The organism is Variovorax sp. J22G73 (assembly GCF_030317035.1).
In the GTDB taxonomy this organism is placed as follows: Bacteria; Pseudomonadota; Gammaproteobacteria; order Burkholderiales; family Burkholderiaceae_C; genus Variovorax.
On the sequence record NZ_JASZYK010000001.1, the window covers coordinates 1,137,776 to 1,154,571 of the forward strand.

At 68.3% G+C, this 16,796-nt stretch carries 17 protein-coding genes; 8 read left to right on the top strand and 9 right to left on the bottom strand.

Going from position 1 to position 16,796, the window contains the following annotated elements; genetic code table 11:
- Positions 1–8: 8 nt before the first annotated feature.
- The gene (locus tag QTI51_RS05390) at positions 9–533 is read right to left on the bottom strand and encodes an FKBP-type peptidyl-prolyl cis-trans isomerase (RefSeq protein WP_116908621.1); all 525 of its coding nucleotides are present in this window, start codon (positions 531–533) and stop codon (positions 9–11) included.
- A gap of 14 nt (positions 534–547) precedes the next feature.
- On the opposite strand from QTI51_RS05390, the gene QTI51_RS05395 reads away from it, so the two are divergent.
- From QTI51_RS05395 to QTI51_RS05405, 3 genes are all read left to right on the top strand, one after another.
- A complete protein-coding gene (locus QTI51_RS05395; protein ID WP_116908622.1) occupies positions 548–1,690 on the top strand; it encodes a JmjC domain-containing protein in 1,143 nt (380 codons plus the stop codon).
- Positions 1,680–2,195: a hypothetical protein gene (locus QTI51_RS05400; protein WP_116908623.1), complete on the top strand. Its 516-nt coding sequence runs from the start codon at positions 1,680–1,682 to the stop codon at positions 2,193–2,195. Before QTI51_RS05395 ends, QTI51_RS05400 begins: the two co-directional genes overlap by 11 nt.
- A gap of 94 nt (positions 2,196–2,289) precedes the next feature.
- Positions 2,290–2,556 (top strand): hypothetical protein, encoded by a 267-nt coding sequence (locus tag QTI51_RS05405; protein WP_116908624.1) that lies wholly within the window; start codon positions 2,290–2,292, stop codon positions 2,554–2,556.
- 68 nt (positions 2,557–2,624) lie between these two features.
- On the opposite strand, the gene QTI51_RS05410 is transcribed toward QTI51_RS05405, so the two are convergent.
- From QTI51_RS05410 to QTI51_RS05440, 7 genes are all read right to left on the bottom strand, one after another.
- Positions 2,625–3,401: an MBL fold metallo-hydrolase gene (locus tag QTI51_RS05410; RefSeq protein WP_116908625.1), complete on the bottom strand. Its 777-nt coding sequence runs from the start codon at positions 3,399–3,401 to the stop codon at positions 2,625–2,627.
- Positions 3,402–3,406: 5 nt separating this feature from the next.
- Positions 3,407–4,486, bottom strand: a complete 1,080-nt coding sequence (gene bamC, locus QTI51_RS05415; protein WP_116908626.1) for an NlpB/DapX family lipoprotein — start codon at positions 4,484–4,486, stop codon at positions 3,407–3,409.
- A gap of 157 nt (positions 4,487–4,643) precedes the next feature.
- Positions 4,644–5,534 carry a 4-hydroxy-tetrahydrodipicolinate synthase gene (dapA, locus tag QTI51_RS05420; protein ID WP_116908627.1) on the bottom strand — a complete coding sequence of 297 codons (891 nt, stop codon included), beginning with the start codon at positions 5,532–5,534 and terminating at the stop codon, positions 4,644–4,646.
- A gap of 78 nt (positions 5,535–5,612) precedes the next feature.
- Positions 5,613–6,209: a class I SAM-dependent methyltransferase gene (locus QTI51_RS05425; RefSeq protein ID WP_207786658.1), complete on the bottom strand. Its 597-nt coding sequence runs from the start codon at positions 6,207–6,209 to the stop codon at positions 5,613–5,615.
- A 25-nt stretch (positions 6,210–6,234) separates the two neighbouring features.
- Positions 6,235–6,375 (bottom strand): hypothetical protein, encoded by a 141-nt coding sequence (locus QTI51_RS05430; RefSeq protein WP_165840294.1) that lies wholly within the window; start codon positions 6,373–6,375, stop codon positions 6,235–6,237.
- Between the two features lie 20 nt (positions 6,376–6,395).
- Positions 6,396–7,619: an MFS transporter gene (locus QTI51_RS05435; RefSeq protein ID WP_116908628.1), complete on the bottom strand. Its 1,224-nt coding sequence runs from the start codon at positions 7,617–7,619 to the stop codon at positions 6,396–6,398.
- A gap of 120 nt (positions 7,620–7,739) precedes the next feature.
- Entirely contained in the window at positions 7,740–8,975 is a 1,236-nt protein-coding gene (locus tag QTI51_RS05440) for an MFS transporter (RefSeq protein ID WP_116908629.1), read from the bottom strand.
- Between the two features lie 90 nt (positions 8,976–9,065).
- On the opposite strand from QTI51_RS05440, the gene QTI51_RS05445 reads away from it, so the two are divergent.
- From QTI51_RS05445 to QTI51_RS05465, 5 genes are all read left to right on the top strand, one after another.
- A complete protein-coding gene (locus tag QTI51_RS05445; protein WP_116908630.1) occupies positions 9,066–9,956 on the top strand; it encodes a LysR family transcriptional regulator in 891 nt (296 codons plus the stop codon).
- Positions 9,957–10,054: 98 nt separating this feature from the next.
- Entirely contained in the window at positions 10,055–12,052 is a 1,998-nt protein-coding gene (locus tag QTI51_RS05450; protein WP_116908631.1) for a DNA topoisomerase IV subunit B, read from the top strand.
- A 14-nt stretch (positions 12,053–12,066) separates the two neighbouring features.
- Positions 12,067–13,068 carry a lytic transglycosylase domain-containing protein gene (locus QTI51_RS05455; protein WP_116908632.1) on the top strand — a complete coding sequence of 334 codons (1,002 nt, stop codon included), beginning with the start codon at positions 12,067–12,069 and terminating at the stop codon, positions 13,066–13,068.
- A gap of 34 nt (positions 13,069–13,102) precedes the next feature.
- Positions 13,103–15,523, top strand: a complete 2,421-nt coding sequence (gene parC, locus QTI51_RS05460; protein ID WP_116908633.1) for a DNA topoisomerase IV subunit A — start codon at positions 13,103–13,105, stop codon at positions 15,521–15,523.
- Positions 15,523–15,714 (top strand): hypothetical protein, encoded by a 192-nt coding sequence (locus QTI51_RS05465; protein ID WP_116908634.1) that lies wholly within the window; start codon positions 15,523–15,525, stop codon positions 15,712–15,714. Before parC ends, QTI51_RS05465 begins: the two co-directional genes overlap by 1 nt.
- An 89-nt stretch (positions 15,715–15,803) precedes the next feature.
- On the opposite strand, the gene QTI51_RS05470 is transcribed toward QTI51_RS05465, so the two are convergent.
- Positions 15,804–16,793, bottom strand: a complete 990-nt coding sequence (locus QTI51_RS05470) for a tripartite tricarboxylate transporter substrate binding protein (protein ID WP_116908635.1) — start codon at positions 16,791–16,793, stop codon at positions 15,804–15,806.
- Positions 16,794–16,796: the final 3 nt, after the last annotated feature.

The window sequence follows — 16,796 nt, forward strand, 5'->3', positions numbered from 1 at the left end:
CAGCCTTCTCAGTGCAGCGTCTGGTTGCCCGGCGCCATCGGCGCCACCTTGAAGAAGCCCGTGCCTGCCGAGCCGCGACCGATTTCTTCTTCGGTGGCTTCGCGCACCGAACGCACCACGATGTCGAGCCGGATCGCGATGCCCGCCAGCGGATGGTTACCGTCGAGCACCAGGTGGTCGGGATAGATTTCGGCCACGGTATAGATCGTGTCCTTGGGAATGGTGTCGCTCACGCCCTTGGGCAGGGCGGAACCGTCGAAGGTCATGCCTTCTTCCGTATCGGCAGGGAAGAGCGAACGGGGTTCGAGAAACAGCAACTGGTCGTTGAAGTCGCCGAAGCCCTGCTCGGGTTCGACCTGCAACTGCACCCGGGCGCCCGGCTCATGGCCTTGAAGGGCCGCTTCGATCACGTCGAAGAGGTCGTCGCCACCCACCAGGAATTCGACCGGTTCATCGAGCACGTCCAGCACGTCGCCGAGCGTGTCTTTCATCGTCCAGGTCAAGCCGACCACGCATTGTTCAGAGATTTCCATTGCAGAATTCTCCCATGGAGATTACACAACCGCTGCCGTTGCTCGGCGGCCTGAGTGCCGCGCAGTTCATGCGGCGGTATTGGCAGAAAAAGCCCTTGCTCGTTCGCCAGGCGATACCCGCCATGGTGCCACCGATCGAGCGCAATGCGCTGTTTGCGTTGGCGGAGCGTGAAGGCGTGGAGTCGCGCCTTATCCGGCATGGCAAGTCCGGCTGGTCGCTCAAGCACGGGCCGCTGGCCCGCCGCGCCTTGCCGCCGCTGAAGCAACCCGCATGGACGCTGCTGGTGCAGGGCGTCGACCTGCACCACGAGGGCGTGCACGAACTGTTGCGGCAGTTTCGATTCCTGCCCGACGCGCGGCTGGACGACCTGATGATCAGCTACGCGAGCGACACCGGCGGCGTCGGCGCGCATTTCGACAGTTACGACGTGTTCCTGCTGCAGGCGCAGGGACGCCGCAAGTGGTCCATCGCCAAGCAGGGCGACCTGAGCCTGCAGCCCGGCGTGCCGCTCAAGATCCTGCAGAACTTCGAGCCCGAGCAGACCTTCGTGCTCGAGCCCGGCGACATGCTCTACCTGCCGCCCAAGTACGCCCACGACGGCGTGGCCGTGGGCGACGACTGCATGACCTGCTCCATCGGCCTGAGGTCTTCCGCCGTGGGCGAGATGGGCGCCGACCTGCTGGCGCGCATGGCGCAGGCCTATTCCGAAGACCTCGAAGACGCCGGCCCGGCAGAAATGGCGCGCTACCGCGACCCCTCGCAATCCGCCGTGGCATCGCCGGGCCAGATGCCCGCCGCCTTGCAGGCCTTCGCGCGCAAGGCCGTCGAGGCCGCGCTGCGCGACCCCGACGCCATCGACCGCGCGCTCGGCGAATCGCTCACCGAGCCCAAGGCCAACGTGTGGTTCGACGAGGGCGGCGAGCTGCCCGACGCGGCGCAACGCGTGGCGCTCGACCGCCGCACGCGCATGCTCTACGACACGCGTCACATCTTCATCAACGGCGAGAGCTTTCGCGCGGGCGGTGCCGATGCCACGCTGATGCGCCGGCTGGCCGACCAGCGCGCGCTCGGGCCGCGCGAACTGGCCCGCGCCAGCGAAGGCGCGCTGGCGCTGCTCGACGAGTGGTGCGAGTCAGGTTGGCTTCATGCCGAGTGAGCAACATCCGCAGGAGCAACACACGCTGCTGACCGAGGGCCGTTTCGACGGCCGCGCGGCCTTCGACACCATGCTGCGCGGCGCCCTGTCTTCCGCGGCGCAGCAAGGCTGGAAAGAAATCGTCTTCAGCGACCCCGATTTCGCGGACTGGCCGCTGGGCGAACGCGCGAGCATCGAGGCACTGCAGGCATGGTCCGCGAGCGGCCGGCGGCTGGTGTTGCTGGCCCGGCGCTACGACGTGCTGGAGCGCGCGCATGCGCGCTTCGTGCCGTGGCGGCGCATGTGGGACCACATCATCGAATGCCGCGCAATCGGCAAGACCGGTGGCGCCGAGGTGCCCAGCGCCATCTGGACGCCCACGTGGTTCATGCACCGCATCGACCCCGAGCGCAGCCGGGGCGTGTGCGGCACCGACGCAGCATCGCGCCGTGCATTGCGCGAGTCCATCGACGAGTGCTGGCGCCTTGCGCGACCGGCCTTTGCGGCATCGACGCTCGGCTTGTAAGCCAATGCCGCGAATCCGGGCGCGAGACATATTCGGGCAGGGATGCAGGTCTAGAATTTTTTCGTTCCAGACATTCTTTGCCAAAGGAGATTCCATGAAGAAGTCAACGTCCGTCCTGGTTGCCTCGCTGATTGCCGCTGCCGCGCTCGTCGCTTGCGGAAAGAAGGAGGACGCCGCGCCGGCGGTTGTGACGCCGCCTCCTGCGCCTGTGACCGAACCCGCACCGGCGCCTGCCGCACCGGCCTCCACACCCTCTACAGATTCGGGCGCCGCCACGCCGGCCCCGGGTGCTTCGTCGGCACTCGACGCCGCCAACGCCGCGACCGAAGCCGCAAAGAAGAACGAAGCGCCCAAGCAGTAACAGCTGCCCGGCATTCGCCAATAAAAAAGCCGCCCCAGGGCGGCTTTTTTGTTCGTGAAAAGTTCAGCTCACACGTCGAGCCAGGGCGAGCCCTCGGAGGCCGTCGCGGTGAGCATCTCGGCCTCGTCGCCGCCCAGTGCATCGGCCATCAAGCGGCGCACGATGTCGGGCCGGTTGTTCTGCTCGCTCAGGTGCGCCGCGACCACGTGGCGCAGGCCGTCGTGCAGCACGGCACGCGCGATGTCCGCCGCGGCCGTGTTCGACAGGTGCCCGTAGTTGCCGCCCACGCGGTGCTTCAGGAACGACGGGTAGGCCGAGTTGGCGAGCAAGTCTGCGTCGTGGTTGAACTCCAGCAGCAGCGCATGCACGCCGCTCAGCCGGGCCAGCACGTGCGCCGTGGCATGCCCCAGGTCGGTGAGCACGCCGAGCGTGCGGTTGCCGTCGGTGCAGCGCAGTTGCAGCGGTTCGCGCGCGTCGTGCGGCACGGTGAAGGGCTGCACGCCGATGTCGCCGACCGAGAACGCCGCGTCGTCGCGCGCCAGGTTCAGGCGGCCTTCGAAATCGCGAGCGCCCGTAGCGAGCCACGTGCCTTCGCTCATCCAGACGGGAATGCGGTTGCGCCGCGACAGCGTGTGGGCACAGCCGATGTGGTCGCCATGCTCGTGGGTCACGAAGACCGCATCGATGTCGCCGGCGACGAGGCCCGCTTGTGCGAGCCGCAGGTCGAGCTGCTTGATGCCGAAGCCGCAGTCGACCAGGAGGCGGGAGGTGCGGCCGGCGCTGGTCGATTCGACCAGCGCGGCGTTGCCCGTGCTGCCGCTGCCGAGACTTCGGAAGCGGAGCATGCGGGTTACTTCAGGTCGTCGGCGATGACCTTGACGATGCGCTCTGCGTTGGCCGAGCTTTCGGGCGCGCCGGCTTCGTTGAGCACCGACACCGTGGTGGCTTCGCCCTGGCTCTTCACCGAGATGCGGAACTTGATCGGTGCCTCGTCCTTCTTCGAGCCGCTGAACAGCTTGCCGAAGAAGCCGGGTTCCTTCTTGTCCGGATCGGGCGTCACGTAGCGCACGTAGTACAGGCCGGCGCTGCGATCGCGGTCTTCCACGGTGAAGCCGGTGCGGTCGAGCGCCAGGCCGACGCGGCGCCATGCGCGGTCGAAACCTTCGCTGATCTGCACGACCGGCTGGCTGCCGATCTTGGCGATGGTGGCGGTCTTGGTCGGTGCCGTGGTGGCGGCCAGGATCTTCGACTGCTCTTGCGAGACGCCGAGCTTGACCATCAGGCGGCGCAGAAATTCGGTCTCGAGTTCAGGGTCGCTCGGGCGCGGCTGCCACACGGTCTGGTCCTGGCGCGAGTTGTTGTAGACCTCTTGCATGCCGCGGTGGCTGATGAAGATCTCGGTGCCGGTGGGCGTGCGTTCCAGGCGGGTGCGGAAGCGGTCGAGTTCGCCGGTCGAGTAGACCGAGTCGACCAGCTTGCCCAGCGTGCCGCGGATGATGTCCTGCGGCAGCTTGGCGCGGTTCTCGGCCCAGTCGGTTTCCATGATGCCCAGGTTGCGCTGGTCGGTGGTCAGCAGGAAGCCGCTTTCCTGCCAGAAGTCTTTCACCGGGTCCCAGAGCTGGTCGGGCGTGCGGTTGACGACGATCCAGCGCTGCGTGCCCGCGCGCTCCATGCGCACGTCGCCCAGGGCGCTCACCGCAGTGGGGACGCCCGGTGCGTTGGCGATGCCGGCTTGATAAGCATTGGCCGTCACGGCGCCGCCTGGCAGTGCATAGCGGTTGTCGCGCGAGAGCTGGGACAGGTCGGGTGGGACTTCGAGCGTTGGGGCCTTGCCTGCGCTCTTGTAGTCGATCTTGTCGCTCTCGAGAACGGAGCAGGCGGCGAGGCTGGCAACGAGGGCCAGCAGTGCAAGTCGCGAAAGGTTCTTCAACGTCTTCTTCCTTGTTGGAATGGTTCGGTCTGTCGTCTGTCTATGGGCCGCAGTGCCCGCCATCTCTGAGCACGCTTCCGGCAAAAGGTTGCTTAACCTTGTTGCGGCCAGGGAAAAGGCTGTTCCGGAAGGTGCGCGGCAGGAGCGTTCAGCGCGCTCAGCCCTTGAGCAGGCCGGTGGCGCGCAGGGCGCCCTCGACTGCCGGACGGCTGGCTTCGCCGAGCTCGGTGAGCGGCAGGCGCAGGGCGCCACCGCACAGGCCGAGCCGGGCCATGGCCCACTTCAGCGGAATCGGGTTGGGTTCGACGAACAGGTTGCGGTGCAGCGGCATGAGCTCGAACTGGATTTCCATGGCCCGCTTGACGTCGCCGGCCAGCGCGGCGACGCACAGTTCGTGCATCTTGCGCGGCGCGATGTTGGCCGTGACGCTGATGTTGCCCTGGCCGCCGCAGAGCATGAGCGCGACCGCGGTCGGGTCGTCGCCGGAGTACACGGCGAAGTTCTTCGGCACGTCGCGAATGAGCCACTGGGCGCGTTCGATGTTGCCGGTGGCTTCCTTGATGCCGATGATGCCGGGCACCTGCGTGAGACGCAGCACGGTGTCGTGCGCCATATCGGCCACGGTGCGGCCGGGCACGTTGTACAGCACGATGGGCAGGTCGCCCACGGCCTCGGCGATGGCCTTGAAATGCTGGTACTGGCCTTCTTGCGTCGGCTTGTTGTAGTAGGGCACGACCTGCAGCTGCGAATCGGCGCCCACGCCCTTGGCGAACTTGGCGAGCTCGATGGCTTCCTTGGTCGAATTGGCGCCGCAGCCGGCCATGACGGGCACGCGGCCCTTGGCTTGCTCGACGGATACGCGGATGATTTCGCAGTGCTCTTCGACATCGACCGTCGGCGATTCGCCGGTGGTCCCGACCACGCCGAGGCAGTCGGTGCCTTCTTCGATGTGCCAGTCGATGAGCCGCCGCAGGGCGGGGTAGTCGACACTGCCGTCGTCGTGCATCGGCGTGACGAGCGCGACGATGCTGCCTGTCAGTTGCTCCAAGGGGAATCTCTTTGTCGGTGGACGAAAGCGCCGATTCTACTTACTCCGGCGCCCCGGCAGGCAGTGGCCCCGGCCCCCTCAGTTTCCCTTAAGGAGGTGGCGCTCGGGCTCGCCGGCGGCGGGCGCGGCCGGGCGCACGGCGGCGATGCGCTGCACGAAGCGCGCCGGCTCCTGCACGAAACCGTCTTCGTAGGCCACCACGCGCAGGCCCGCGCAGGCCGCCAGCAACTCGCCCGGCTGCAGCAGGAAGTCGGCGCGAGACGGCTTGCCGACCGTCTCGTTGCCCGCGGCGAAGGTCTCGTAGAGCAGCACGCCGCCCGGGGCCACGGCCGCCACGATGTCGGCCATGCGCGCGCGCCAGAGGTAGTTGGTGACGACCACCGCGCCGAAAACCTGGCCGGCGAAGGGCCAGGGACCCGCTTCGATGTCCGCCACCACGGTGCGCCCGAAGGCCCCGGCCGCCGCGATGGCCTCCGGTGAGCGGTCCACGCCCGTCACCGCATGGCCACGCCCGGCAAACCATTGCATGTGCCGGCCGGCGCCGCAGGCCACGTCGAGCACAGTGGCATCGGCGGCCAGCAGGTGGGACCAGCGCACGACCCAGTCCGAAGGTGGGGAAGCCGGGAAAGCCGGGGCAGGGTGCGACATGCCGTGCACCGGCGCTGCATCTTTCATGGACAGGTCTTCAGGGGCAAGAAGTTCAAAAGCACGACCAGATCTGGTCGACCAGCGTCACCAGGAAAGCCGGGTGCACGTACATGGCGAACACCCCGCCCAGCACCGCCAGCGCCGCGGCGAGCCAGCCGGCGTGGACGAGGTGTTGGCGCTGTTGCGGTGTCATGGCCTGTCTTTATACGCAAGTCAGCCCGCGGCGCCCACCGGCTGGGGAGCGCGCGCAATGGCGTTTTCCTTCACCGGCAGGTTGATCAGCGCGGCGAACACGCCCAGCGCGATGGCGATGTACCAGACCACGTCGTAGCTGCCCGTGGTGTCGTACAGGTAGCCGCCCAGCCACACGCCCAGGAACGAGCCCACCTGGTGGCTGAGGAACACGAAGCCGCTCAGCATCGAAAGATGGGCCACGCCGAAGATGCCCGCCACGATGGCGTTGGTCGCGGGCACCGTCGACAGCCACAGGAAGCCCATGGCCGCCGAGAACACGTACACGCTGGCCGGGGAGATCGGCGCCATCAGGAACAGCGCGATCGACACCGCCCGCGCGAGGTAGATGGCTGCCAATATCTTGCGCTTGGCCAGCTTCTGCCCCAGCAGCCCCACCGTGTACGTGCCGAACACGTTGAACAGCCCGATCAGCGCCAGCGCGTAGCCCGCCACCTCGGCCGGCAGCGCGCGGTCGCGCAGGTAGGTCGGCATGTGGATGCCGATGAACGCCAGCTGGAAGCCGCACACGAAGTAGCCCGCCATCAGCAGCCCGAAGCTCGGGTAGCGAAAGGCCTCGCCCACGGCCTGCAGCACCGACTGCTCGCGGTGCCCGGCCAGCGCCGCCGTCTTCGGTTCGCGCAGGCCGAAGGCCAGCGGGACGATGACCAGCACCAGCACCGCCACCACCGCCAGCGCCGTCTGCCAGCCCAGGTGGCCGATGAGCTGCCCCTCGATGGGCGCCATCAGGAACTGCCCGAACGAGCCGGCCGCCGCCGCCACGCCCATGGCCCAGGAGCGCCGCTCGGCCGGAATCTGCCGCCCGATCACGCCGTAGATCACCGCGTAGGTCGAGCCCGCCTGCGCCGCGCCGATGAGCACGCCCGCGCTCAGCGTGAACAGCAGCGGCGTCGGCGAATGCGCCATGCCGAACAGGCCCAGCGCATAGAGCACCGCGCCGCCGATCAGCACCCGGAACGCGCCGAAGCGGTCGGCCAGCATGCCCGCGAACACGCCGAAGATGCCCCACGACAGGTTCTGGATGGCCAGCGCGAACGAGAAGGTCTGGCGGTTCCAGTCCTGGGCCTGCGTGATGGGCTGCAGCCACAGCCCGAAGCCGTGGCGGATGCCCATGGAGAGCGTGACGATCATCGCCCCGCAGAACAGGACTTGCTTGACCGAGAGAGTGGGGGCGGGGGCTTGCATGGCGTCGAATGTAGCGACTTGCATGCTGCGGCAGCCCCGCTGGCGGCCAAAGCCATTGATGATTTGTAGACGGCGTTTCAATGCGCTTTGCGCATCAAAGCCGCCGCCTTCGCTCAGGCTTCATCGTGCAGTCGCGCCCGCGACAGCACGCGCCCCCGGAAAGCCTTGCGCGCAGGCCCGCCAGGCCAGCCACAGCGCCGGCACCAGCAGCACGACCAGCGACCACGGCAACACCCCCGCGCCCCGGCTTTGCAGCAGCACGCCGCCGACCAACCCGCCGCCCGCGATGGCGATGTTCCACGCCGTGACCACCATCGACTGCGCCACGTCCGCCGCATCGCCCGCGGCCTGCGCCGACGCGGTCTGGAAGAGCGTGGCAGCGCCGCCGAAGGCGACTCCCCACACGCCCACCGCGACGAACACCACCGCCGGCGACCCGGTCGCTGCACCGAGCAGCAGCGCCGCCAGCCCGAAGCCCGCCGTGCCGGCCAGCACCAGTTCGCGCAGCCACCGGTCGATGAGCAGGCCCGTCACCCAGATGCCGAGGATCGATGCCGCGCCGAACACCAGCAGCACCAGGTCCACCCGCTCGCCCAAGCCGGCGTGCGCGAGGAAGGGCGCGATGTACGTGTAGAGGATGTTGTGCGCCAGCACAAAGGCCAGCATCACCGCCAGCACCGGCCGCACGCCCGGCAACAGGAACACGCGCCGCACGCTCTGCTGGCGGCCGGCGGCCTGGCCGGGAAAGTCCGGCACCTGCCAGCGCACCCAGCCCAGCAGCAGCACCGAGAGCGCCGACATGATCAGGAACGCCGGCCGCCAGCCCACGCCGTTGCCCAGCAGCGTGCCGGCCGGAATGCCCAGCGACAGCGCCAGCGGCGCGCCCAGCATGGCCACCGCGATGGCCCGGCCCTGCAGCGAAGGCGCGACCATGCGCGCCGCCTGCCCAGCCAGCAGCGCCCACAGCAGGCCCGCGAACACGCCGGCGAAGAAGCGCGCGACCAGCGTCAGCGCGTAGTCGTGCGACAGCGCGGTCACGGTGTTGACGATCGCGAAGCCGCCGATGGCCAGCAGCAGCAAGGGCCGTCGGCGCCAGCTGCGGGTGAGGGCGACGAGCGGAATCGCCGCCACCAGCGAGCCGATGGCGTAGACCGTGACGAGCTGGCCGACCAGCGCGGGCGCGATGCCCAAGCTCGCGCCGATCTGCGGCAGCAGGCCGGCGGGCATGGCCTCGGTGAGCACGGTGATGAAGCCGGCGGCCGCGAGGGCGAGCAAGCCCAGCAAGGGAAGCCTTGGCGGTGCGCAGAGCGACGCGGAGCGTGGCGAGGAAGAAGGGTTGGCGTTCGTGAATGACATGCCACCGACGATAGGAACAAGGCGACTCCGGAAAAAGGGGGCTACAGTTCCGCTCAATACGGACAAGCTGGTCCGCAATGGAGCATTCGCATGGACAGCCTCGGCGGCTTCACCGTCTTCATCCAGGTCGCCGAAACGCGCAGTTTCGTCACCGCCGGCCGCGCGCTGGGCGTGTCCGCATCCGCCGTGGGCAAGCGCGTGGCGCGGCTCGAAGAGCGCCTGGGCGTGCGGCTGTTCCACCGCAGCACGCGCAGCATCACGCTCACCGCCGAGGGCACGCTGTTCTTGGCGCGCAGCCGCCGGGTGCTGGCCGAGATCGAGGCGGCCGAGCAGGAGCTGTCGCACTCGGCCGGCGCGCCGCGCGGCAAGCTGCGCGTGAGCCTGCCGCTGGTCAGCTCGCTGGTGCTGCCGGTGCTGGCCGACTTCATGCGCGAGCACCCGGCCATCGAGCTCGACCTCGACTTCAGCGACCGGCTGGTCGACGTCATCGAGGAAGGTTTCGACGCCGTGGTGCGTACCGGCGAGCTGGCCGATTCACGGCTCTCGGCCCGGCGGCTGGGGGCGTTCTCGCAGCTGCTGGTCGCCTCGCCTGACTACCTGGAACGCCACGGCACGCCTGCGTCGCTGGCCGACCTGGCCGGGCACACCTGCCTGCACTACCGCTATCCCGCCACAGGCAAGGTGGAGGTCTGGCCGCTGCTGCCCATGCCCGATGGCAGCGAATGCCGGCCGCCGGTGTCCATGGTCTGCAACAACATGGAAACCCGGCTGTGCTTCGCGCAGCGGGGCCGCGGCATCGCCTGCCTGCCGGACTTCAGCGTGCGCGAGGCGCTGGCCGCGGGCCGGCTGCGCAGCGTGCTGGCCGGGCATGTGCGCCCGCACAGCATCGGGGTGGGCGTGCTGTGGCCCTCAGGGCGGCATCCGTCGCCCAAGCTGCGGGAGTTCATCGATTTCCTGGGCGCGCACCTGGCCATGCCGTGAGGCGCGCCGGAGTGCGCTGAAGCGGGGGGCGGACGTTCCCCGGACTTTCCTGTATGGGTATCCAGTCATTTCCCGGCCACTGACTACAATCCGCCCCCATGGCGACTCCCCCCAAGACTCCCCCCAGTTCCTCTTCCGCGTCCTCCGGCTATTCGGAGGGCTCGATCCGCGTGCTCAAGGGCCTCGAGCCCGTCAAGCAGCGCCCGGGCATGTACACCCGCACCGACAACCCGCTGCACATCATTCAGGAAGTGCTCGACAACGCCGCCGACGAGGCGCTCGCGGGCTACGGCAAGAAGATCAAGGTCACGCTGCACGCCGACGGCTCCGTCAGCGTCGAAGACGACGGCCGCGGCATTCCCTTCGGCATGCACCCCGAAGAAAACGCCCCCGTGGTCGAGCTCGTGTTCACCCGGCTGCATGCCGGCGGCAAATTCGACAAGGGCTCCGGCGGCGCCTACAGTTTCTCGGGCGGCCTGCACGGCGTGGGCGTGTCGGTGACCAATGCGCTGTCGAAGCGGCTCGAGGTCACCTCGCACCGCGAAGGCTCCATCGCGCGGCTGGCCTTCGGCGCCGGCGACGTGATCGAGGCGCTCGAGGTGCGCAAGCTCGAGGCCGGCGAACGCAAGCAGGGCACCACCGTGCGCGCCTGGCCCGACGCCAAGTACTTCGAGACCGCCGTGCTGCCCATGGGCGAGCTCACGCACCTGCTGCGCAGCAAGGCCGTGCTGATGCCCGGCGTGAGCGTCACGCTGGTCAACGAGAAGACCAAGGAAAGCCAGCAGTGGCTCTACAAGGGCGGCCTGAGCGACTACCTGATGCAGACGCTCAACGGTGATCCGGTCATTCCGCTGTTTGAAGGCGGCGGCCACGCCGACAAGAACGCCGACAACTTCGCCGAAGGCGAGGGCGCCGACTGGTGCGTGGCCTTCACCGAAGACGGCCAGCCGGTGCGCGAGAGCTACGTCAACCTGATTCCCACAAGCGCCGGCGGCACGCACGAAAGCGGCCTGCGCGACGGCCTGTTCACCGCGGTGAAGGGCTTCATCGAATTGCACTCGCTGCTGCCCAAGGGCGTGAAGCTGCTGCCCGAAGACGTGTTCGCGCGCGCCAGCTATGTGCTCAGCGCCAAGGTGCTCGACCCGCAGTTCCAGGGCCAGATCAAGGAGCGGCTGAACTCGCGCGACGCCGTGCGCCTGGTGTCCAGCTTCGTGCGCCCCGCGCTCGAGCTGTGGCTCAACCAGCACGTCGACTACGGCAAGAAGCTGGCCGAACTCGCCATCAAGGCCGCCCAGACCCGCCAGCGCGCCGGCCAGAAGGTCGAGAAGCGCAAGGGCTCCGGCGTGGCCGTGCTGCCGGGCAAACTGACCGACTGCGAAAGCAAGGACATCGGCCACAACGAAGTGTTCCTGGTGGAGGGCGACTCCGCCGGCGGCAGCGCCAAGATGGGCCGCGACAAGGAAAGCCAGGCCATCCTGCCGCTGCGCGGCAAGGTGCTCAACACCTGGGAAGTGGAGCGCGACCGGCTGTTCGCCAACACCGAAATCCACGACATCTCGGTGGCCGTGGGCGTCGACCCGCACGGCCCCGACGACACGCCCGACCTGAGCGGCCTGCGCTACGGAAAGATCTGCATCCTGAGCGATGCCGACGTGGACGGCTCGCACATCCAGGTGCTGCTGCTCACCTTGTTCTTCCGGCACTTTCCGAAACTCATCGAAACCGGCCACGTGTATGTCGCGAAGCCGCCGCTGTTCCGGGTCGATGCGCCCGCGCGCGGCAAGAAGCCGGCCTCCAAGGTCTACGCGCTCGACGAGGGCGAGCTCACCGCCACGCTCGACAAATTGCGCAAGGACGGCGTGCGCGAAGGCGCCTGGAGCATCAGCCGCTTCAAGGGCCTGGGTGAAATGAGCGCGGAACAATTGTGGGAAACCACGCTCAATCCGGACACCCGGCGCCTGATGCAGGTCCAATTGGGCCGGTTCGACTTCACATCCACCCAGGGAGAAATCACCAAGCTCATGGGCAAGGGCGAAGCGGCAGCGCGGCGCGAACTCATGGAACTGCGCGCCGACGATGTCGACATCGATGTCTGAGCCCTCCACCACGCATGTCAGCTTTCAAGCGTTCGTTGCTATTGGCCCCCGTGGCACTTCTGCTGCTCGCGCAGCAGGGGCTGGCGCGCGCCGCTGACGTCTACGGCTACGTCGACAGCAAGGGCATCGCGCACTTCGCGGCCGAGAAGGTCGACGAGCGCTACGAGGTGTTCTTTCGCGGCGGGCAGAGCTTCGACACCGCGAAGGGGCTCTCTCCGCTCGGTAAATTGGGCCGCAAGGCCGACGGCAAGGTGTCGCCCGCCTCGCAGACCCTGCTCGCCATGTTCGAGGCCTCGCCCAGCTACAAGGTCGCCAAGAGCGCGCTGCGCGACGCATCGAACAAGCACGACATCGACTACGAACTGCTGCAGGCGCTGATCGCCACCGAGTCGGGCTTCGACGCCCAGGCCGTGTCGCCCAAGGGCGCGATGGGGCTCATGCAGCTCATGCCCGCCACCGCGCAGCGCTACGGCGTGGCCGCGGACAAGCGCACCACCATCGAGAAGAAGCTGTTCGACCCGCGCATCAACATCGCCGCCGGCTCGCGCTACCTGCGCGACCTGATCGCGATGTTTCCCGGGCAGATCGAGCTGGCGCTGGCTGCCTACAACGCGGGCGAGGGCGCCGTGCAGCGGGCAGGCAACAAGATTCCGAACTACAAGGAAACGCAGAACTACGTGCAGACCGTGCTGCAGCTGTATGCGTACCTGAAGCCGGGCGTCAGCGGGCGCATCGGCGGCGGCACGGTGGGCGGCAAGTCGCCAGGGCGCATCCGCATGGAGATGGGCGGCGCCGTCGGCCGCGGCAACATGCCCGACCGGCCGTGGATGCCGCTGGCCCCGGCGCGGTCCACCAATTCCTCGAATTCGCCAGCCTCCCCAACTTCACCAACGCCGTCCTCTGCCCCCGCCTTGCCCGCGGTGCCCGATGCCGCCAGCGTGCCGACCTCTCCCTTCATGCCCGAAGTGCCCGTCTCGTCCTCGACAGGCTCGCCTTCGGTGCCCATGACCGAATAAACAAGCAACCGAAATCTTCCGAGAACGACAGACGATGGATTCCCAACCTCCGCTCGACCTTGCAGGCCCCACCGACGGCGACACCACGCTGACCCTTGCCGACTACGCCCAGACCGCCTACCTCGAGTACGCGCTGAGCGTGGTCAAGGGCCGCGCGCTGCCCGACGTGTCCGACGGCCAGAAGCCGGTGCAGCGCCGCATCCTCTATTCGATGTCGCGCATGGGCCTGGGCTTCGGCGGCACCAACGGCACCGTGGGTGCCAAGCCCGTGAAGAGCGCGCGCGTGGTCGGCGACGTGCTCGGCCGCTTCCACCCGCACAGCGACCAGGCCGCCTACGACGCGCTGGTGCGCATGGCGCAAGACTTCTCGCAGCGTTACCCGCTGGTCGACGGCCAGGGCAACTTCGGCAGCCGCGACGGCGACGGCGCCGCGGCCATGCGCTACACCGAGGCGCGGCTGGCGCGCATCACCAGCCTGCTGCTCGACGAGATCGACGAAGGCACGGTCGACTTCATTCCCAACTACGACGGCAGCACCGAGGAGCCGCGCCTGCTGCCCGCGCGGCTGCCCTTCACGCTGCTCAACGGCGCCAGCGGCATCGCCGTGGGCCTGGCCACCGAAATTCCGAGCCACAACCTGCGCGAGATCGCCGACGCCTGCGTGGCGCTGATCAAGTCGAACGGCAAGCTCAGCGAAGAAGAGCTGCTGGCCATCGTGCCCGGCCCCGACTATCCGGGCGGCGCGCAGATCATCAGCAACGCCAGCGACATCGCCGACGCCTACCGCACCGGCCGCGGCTCGCTCAAGGTGCGCGCGCGCTGGAAGATCGAAGAGCTCGCGCGCGGCCAGTGGCAGCTGGTGGTCAACGAGCTGCCGCCGGGCGTCAGCACGCAGAAGGTGCTCGAGGAAATCGAGGAAATCACCAACCCCAAGGTCAAGACCGGCAAGAAGGCGCTCAGCGCCGACCAGACCCAGTTGAAGGCCGCGATGCTGTCGGTGCTCGACGTGGTGCGCGACGAGTCCAGCAAGGACGCCGCCGTGCGCCTGGTGTTCGAGCCCAAGACCTCGCGCATCAGCCAGGAAGAGTTCATCACCACGCTGCTGGCGCAGACCTCGCTGGAGACCTCGTCGTCGATCAACCTGACCATGGTCGGCATCGACGGCAAGCCCACGCAGAAGTCGCTGCGCCAGATCCTGAACGAGTGGATCGCGTTCCGCGAAGTCACCGTCGAGAAGCGCTCGCGCCATCGCCTGAACAAGGTGCTGGAGCGCATCCACATCCTCGAGGGCCGGCAGCTCGTGCTGCTGAACATCGACGAAGTGATCGCGATCATTCGCGCGGCGGAAGACCCGAAGGCGGCGCTCATCGCGCGCTTCAACCTCAGCGAACGCCAGGCCGAGGACATTCTTGAAATCCGCCTGCGCCAACTGGCGCGGCTGGAGGCCATCAAGATCGAGCAGGAGCTCAAGGGCCTGCGCGAAGAACAGAAGAAGCTCGAGGACATCCTGGGCAGCCCGGCCGCGTTGCGCCGCCTGCTGGTGAAGGAAATCGAGACCGACGCCAAGAGCTTCGAGGATGCGCGCCGCACGCTCATCCAGGCCGAGAAGCGCGCCGTGGCCGAGGTGAAGGTGGTGGACGAGCCCGTCACGGTCATCGTGTCGCAGAAGGGCTGGGTCCGCGCGCAGAAGGGCTGGGCCAGCGAGAAGGCCAATGGCGCCAACGCAGCGAACGGTGCCAATGGCGAGAAGGCGGCCCCGCCCGAGTACAGCTTCAAGTCGGGCGATGCGCTGTACGGCGCCTTCGAATGCCGCAGCGTCGACACGCTGCTGGTGTTCGGCAGCGCCAAGGACAAGAGCGTGCGCGTGTACACCGTGCCCGTGTCCTCGCTGCCTGGCGCGCGCGGCGACGGCCAGCCCGTGACCACGCTCATCGAGCTGGACGCCGGCACGCACGTCACGCATTTCTTCGCCGGCCCCGTGGGCGCCAGCGTGCTGCTGGCCAACACCGGCGGCTACGGCTTCATCGCCACGGTCGAGAACATGATGTCGCGCCAGCGCGGCGGCAAGGCCTTCATCGACGTGGGCGAGGGCGAGCAGATCTGCCGGCCTTCGCTGGTGGGTGGCGCGAGCGGCGCCGAACCCATGCCCGCGGCCACGCACGTGGCCTGCGCCTCGACGGGCGGTCGCATCCTGACCTTCGAGATCGCCGAGCTCAAGAGCCTGCCCAAGGGCGGGCGCGGCCTGACGCTGATCGACCTGGAACCGAAGGACACGCTCGCGGGTGCAGCGGCCTACACGCGCAGCGTGCGCATCGAGGGCATCGGCCGCGGTGCCAAGGAGCGAGAGGAAACGCTGGAGATCCGCACGCTGAACAACGCGCGCGGCAGCCGCGCGCGCAAGGGCAAGGCCGCCGACCTGGGCTTCAAGCCGACCGGCGTGGTGCGGGTGCTGTGATGGGCGGCATCGACGTCAGCGTCATCGGCCTGTTCATCGCCGTGGTCACCGGCCTCGGCAGCTATGTGCTGGGCAAGCGCATGCGCGAGAAGCGGGCCGCGAAGAAGCGCGAGAAGGAGCGCATCGCCTCGCAGGCCAACGAGACGCGGCAGGTGCGCCGCGCCCGCGAGCGCAAGGAGCGCGGCGGGTAAGCACACCGGGCCAGGCGGCGTCGCGAAGTGGCGCCATTCGCCACGTTGCCACGCCGCCCGCCTCCTACCTCCCGCCTCCTACCTCCCGCCTACTTGCGGGACAGGCCCAGCGCGTCGAGGATCTCCTTCTCGCGCTTCATCGCATCCACCGCGAACGCGCGGTAGTCCTTCGCGCTCATGTAGGCCGGCTCCATCTCGTAGCGGGCCAGCGTCTCCCTGAACTCCTTCGTTTCCATCGCCTGCTTGAACGCGTCGTGCAGCCGGGCGGCAATGGCGGGGTCGAGCCCCCTGGGGCCCACCAGCCCCCAGGGCGAGGTCTGCACGATGTTCGCGCCGCTCTCCTTCAGCGTGGGCACCTCGGGGTAGCGCGCCATGCGCTTGTCGCCCCACACGGCAATCAGCCGCAGCTTGCCGGCGTCCACATAGGGCACGAACGCCGATGTTTCCGCGGCCGAGTCGACCTGGCCGCCCACGATGGCCTGCAGCGATTCGGCGCTGCCCTTGTACGGAATGTGGTTGAGCTCGATCTTGTACAGCCGCGAGAGCTGCTCCATCGTCAGGTGGTTGGTGGTGGCGATGCCGGGCGTGCTGTAGGTCAGCTTGCCGGGGTTGGCCCTGGCCTGCGCCACGTAGTCCTTCAAGGTCCTGATGGGCGAGCTCGCCGGCACGACGATGCCGAAGGCATAGCCGGTCAGCCCGATCACGTAGCTCAGGTCCTTGGCCGGGTCCCACTTGATGTCGTTGGTGTAGGGCAGCCGGTACACGCCGGCCGAGGCGATGGCCAGCGTGTAGCCGTCCGGCGCGGCCGATTGCAGGCTTTGCGCCGGCATGGTGCCGCCCACGCCGGGCTTGTTCTCGATGACGATGGGCTGCTTGAGGATGGCGCCCGCCTTCTCGGCGAGCACGCGCATCGGCGCATCGGTGGAGCCGCCCGGCGCGAAGCCGATCATGATCCGGATGGGCCGCGAGGGATAGGCGCCCGGCTTCTCCTGCGCAAGCGCCTGCGAGGCGCAGACGGCGGCGATGCCGCACAGCGTGAAGGCGAGGGCGCGACGGGTGTAAGTGGCAAGGTGGTGCATGGG